This window comes from Candidatus Sordicultor fermentans, from assembly GCF_012728195.1.
GTDB classification, from domain to species: domain Bacteria; phylum Atribacterota; class Atribacteria; order Atribacterales; family Caldatribacteriaceae; genus Sordicultor; species Sordicultor fermentans.
Genome location: NZ_JAAYFP010000097.1, coordinates 1 through 4627, shown reverse-complemented (window position 1 = coordinate 4627; position 4627 = coordinate 1). Strand labels below are relative to the sequence as shown.

3 protein-coding genes are annotated in these 4627 nt (G+C 37.1%); all 3 read right to left on the bottom strand.

The genetic code is table 11. The features are described 5' to 3' along the window. A partial coding sequence (locus tag GXZ17_RS04500) for a DNA methyltransferase (protein WP_409376092.1) occupies positions 1 to 1671 on the bottom strand: 1671 nt, incomplete at its 3' end. A 563-nt stretch (positions 1672 to 2234) separates the two neighbouring features. Continuing rightward, positions 2235 to 3380: an EVE domain-containing protein gene (locus GXZ17_RS04495; RefSeq protein WP_409376091.1), complete on the bottom strand. Its 1146-nt coding sequence runs from the start codon at positions 3378 to 3380 to the stop codon at positions 2235 to 2237. 10 nt (positions 3381 to 3390) lie between these two features. Then, positions 3391 to 3942 carry a hypothetical protein gene (locus tag GXZ17_RS04490; RefSeq protein WP_409376090.1) on the bottom strand — a complete coding sequence of 184 codons (552 nt, stop codon included), beginning with the start codon at positions 3940 to 3942 and terminating at the stop codon, positions 3391 to 3393. Between the last annotated feature and the right edge of the window lie 685 nt (positions 3943 to 4627).

The following is a 4627-nucleotide window of genomic DNA, read 5'->3' as shown; positions in this document are numbered from 1 at the left end:
GAATATTATCTCTTGGATATTGTCAAACTGAAGGTCCTGCAGCAATATCTTGCCGTAGTAATTCGCATTCTCATCGAGGTGTAAATAAAAAGCCCCTTCCTTTTTTAAAAAAGATCTTCCGAGATCTATCCTATCTTTAATCAGTTGTAACCATGTACTATTTCTGAATCTATCTTTATACAAAAAATCTTCTCCAGTATTAAACGGGGGGTCAATATAGATTGTCTGCACTTTTTCTTTAAACCTGGGTAAAATTGTATTTAGAGCCTGCCAGTTTTCGCTTTTGATTAGCACCCCATCTAAAAGGTCATCTAAATCAGCGTTTTCGGTGAGTTTCTCAAGGAGTTTTTCTTTGAATTCTAAAGTGAAGTATTTCGTATCAATAGGAAGTTTAGTATCTCTCAATTGCTCTTTTGTTTTCGGTATCTCAAACCCTAAATCCCCCCATTCCTTCCTCTGCAGTTTGTTAGCCCATATCTCCTCATAAAACTCCTCAGGCACCCGGTCGGTGGTTATGACATACTCTGTTTTTAAGACAAACTTTTTTTTCTCCCATAGCCTTTTCTGGAAATCCTCAATCTGGGAGAGAAAATCAATTATGTCCTCTCCAATTTCCCGCACTACTTTAGCTCTGGTTGTGTGTTTATCTAAAAACCTTTCTTTTTCCAGGGTTTCAATATCTAAAACCTCAGCTTTGATAAAGTAATCCAGTTGTTCAGAGAGGAATTTTTTAAGGTTTTTGTGAATAAAGTAGTCTTTTGTGTTTTTGGCAGAGAATCTCGAGATGTGATAAAGGAGGAGTGGATTTCCATTTTTGTATTCCTTGCCCAAAAATCCCCCTAAAGTAGGGTCTTTCGCTCTCTTCAGCACCTCATCATAACTTCTCTGGTTAATCTTCTCCTGCTTTGCAGCGTTGCTTCCCCCTACTACCTCATAGTCCTTTACTTCATCTTCGGTAAGCTCTCTATACTGAAAGCGGATGATTAGTGCTTTATTCTCAATCGTTAGCGGTTGTTCATCATCAAGGACAAAAAATCTTTCCCTTGTGGCTTTGTTTGAAGCCAACTCTTCTTTGGCTGAAACAATAAGAAAGATAACTTTGTAATCATTGGCTCTAAATGTGTAATCCCGGAAAAGAACACCCGTTTTTGTGTAATACTGTTCTGAATTCACCCAGTAAAGCTTTACTTCCTCACCATTATAAGGAATAGCATACTTATGCCCTTTTATGGAATAGCGATAATGGGGGACAAAATCGCCTTCTTCGTAATAGCGAGAGAAGAAATTATAGAGGTCATTGAAAACCTGTAATTTAATCTCGTCAATCGCTTCTGCTTCTTCTTTTTGCGCTTTTACTAAAAGGAAATCTTTGCCCACAGGTGTATCCTTGAATTCTTCTTTAAGATCTCCGGTAGGTGTGAAAGCCGTTGGCCCCAAATTTTGATTAACCTTCTCTTTCGCACTTTCAAATCTCTGATTTATGTCAGTCAGTCTCTCATCCTTATGTTTAGCAAAAGCATCTTCAACCTTATTTTTAAGGTCTTCCTGAATAAATTTCTCAATTTGGTCCCGTTTGTAGTTTAGAACCCTGTAAATCCCGAAATCCAGATCAGAGACTTCAAATTGGAAAAGTTTTTTTAGTAACTCCTGAAACTTTTGAATGACATCCATAGTTTTATTATCTCCTCCGTTTTTTACAGTACAGTATGGCGTATAATTCCTTCATATACAAACAGCTCGTATATACCTTCCTTGGGCAACCTTGCACTTTTGTTCTTCCAATCCTATTTTACTTTCCCTAAAGGCTATCAAAGAGTTTTTTATTACCCCCAGTTTGCTTGCTACGAGCGCCCAGAAGGCCAGGCTTTTACTCTCTGTATTTTAACATAATTTACTAACGCAGCTAAAAACGTAGACGGCCAAAGGAGGAATTATATCAACCCATACTACTAAAACTAGATGGCGAGGCCTCTTTTTTCCCCTTCCCTTGAAATGTTTTTTCTTAAAAACTCCTGCAACAAATTTACACTAACATTAAGTTGCCTCAAGCCTGGATGAATTCCTAACGTTGTTTCAATCAAAATTTTGATATAGATTACCCCCTTATAAAATATTTAAATAAAACTGAAGGGAATAAAATAGTGCTTTTAGTATTTACTAAGGAACTACTAAATACTTAAAAATAACTAGGCAACCAACCTTAGAACAGCTAAGCTATTTAAACAAACCCTAACTCATTCATGCGTATCTTTTAATGATCGTGTTAGTATTTCAAAGTCCTCTTTGCCTATCTGTCTCGTAGCCTGTACAAACCAAGCCCATGACTGTTTTAATTCACGATTTTTAAAAACCGAAAGCTTTGATCTTAACGATTCATCAAGGATAACTGGTTCATCAATATATAATTGTGTATTTTTGAGGCGAAATACCCACGGATATTTATCTGGATTATTCAGTTTTGGATGAGCCATTTTTTCTGGATAAGAATCAACCTGAGCGTGAGCCACTATCCCATTTGTTGTTGCATAAAAACAAATCCAATCTCCTGGTTTGATACGTTTTCTACCTGGTGTTCTTTCTCCAAATGCATATATTTTTTCTTGGCCGACCAAAATTTTAACCATATCTTCAGCAGTGTTTTTTTCATCAGCCTTAACCGGGGTTAGCCAATAATTAACAGTTTCAGTTGAAGTTTTTATTTTTTCTTCTACATCAACAGTTACAATGGATTTTTGAGCAATTAAACGAGACATTAAATTAACAATGGGGTCGATGGTAGGACCAGAGGGGAGTAAGAAAGTAAGTATATCTTCATGGTTCACGTCATATTCATTCATCATTTCTGCTAATGAAAGTAAAGCCTCAACCGAGATTATTCTCAGTTGGTGGTTTCTTTTTTCCGCATTTATCGAATTCTCAATGTGACTTATATCCGGATCAGGTTTTCCAATGACATATAAACCCAAAACTTCGTCCCAGCTGGGAATTATCTTTTCTGAAATCATTTGATCTATGTAACCAATTAGAGTTGATGTTTTCACTGTATATACTTCAGTAGTCTTAACCTCAATTATAAAATTAAAGCGATTTTTTGATATCCAATGTCCATCAAATCCGATATGTCCCTTAACACCTTGATACCGACCATATTTAACTTGAAAGCCTAAAAGACAACCAAGATGATTCACCAGATCTTGTAATGCTCGATTATACTGATCACCTGTATTTCTTAGGCACTCCTCAATATAATCCCGTATTTGGCCAACATCTTTGACGTTATCAATAAGAAACTTGCGAAACCTCTCTCTGGGAGTTTCATCTCCTGGTGAATCATCTAATTTTCCAACCAAATTGAGTATCTGGGTTAAAGACATGGTCATTTCTCTTCTCCTAATTAGTTATAATCTTCAACTTATTTTCATGAGTGAAGTCAACTTGAGTGAGAACCCAGGTTGCCTTGTTATCAACAACATTGGTGGTATTAGCCATGTCAATAGGAGCTGGCATAACCACCTCTATTTCAATGATTTTATTATCTTTCGACTCCTCGGACACTTCATCGATGAGTTGAGGAATGATACTTTCAAAGGTATAAGTTCTATCACTCTTTTTGATAAACTGATAGTTAGGTCGGCTGTTGAAAGTTTCGATACTGAGTCCATTGGCAGTGAAGATATGTTCAAGATAATCGGAATAATCGATTTTAGTGGTTTGAATCGTATGTTCATATTTGGTCATAAGATAAGGAAAAATGTATTCAATCTGCCAACCCAGAAAAGTAAGCTCATCGCCAGCCATAATTTTATTGGCTCTAAAAGTTACTTTTGAATCATAGGTTCCATCATCATGAAAGGTAAAATTAACTTTGGTTTCGATGCAGCCAGTAAGCAACATCAAACTGCATATAGCTATTAAAAGAAAGAGTATGAATATCTTTTTCATGTTTTATCCCTCCTAAAATATACGTAATAAAAGGATTGAAAATCCAGGTTCAACAAGGGCGTCTCCCGCCCTTGTTATTTATTTAGTTGGTATCATTTGTCTATTATATTAAAAAATGCTGTTTTTGTGCAAAAATAAGATGTTTGATGGGAGAAAATATCAAGACGAAGAGACTTTTGAGGTAGATTGCTCCAATATTTCATTTCCTACTTTTCCCAGCCACAAGTGAGGATGATTTATAATAAATATCCTGCAAAGTCTACCGCAATTACCCCCCCGGGGGAAGCAAGCTTAAAAGGCAAGCTATATTGGGTTAAAAACCATCGAAGGAGAAAGCATCCCTCAGTAAAGGTCTCTGGATTCCGCCTCCTCGTCACCCCGGCGACTTTCGAGCCGCTTTTAGCCTGCCCCTGAATGTATTTATTGCCCCTTGTTCGTCACCCCGGCAATCTTTAAGCCGGGGTCCAGAAGTATTTAAAACCCAAAGAAAAAGCAAAAACCTGGATACCTGATAAAAAATTTCAGGCATGACGAAAAAGAGGCGTCACCCCTGAATGGTTCTATCAGGGGTCCACAGTATTTAAGCATTTGGATGCCTCGCTAAATTTCGGAAACGATGAGAGGAGGAAATTTCCTTCTGCGGAGAGGGAGAAGGAAAAGAAGGAGAACTTCCCTGGGGGAATAT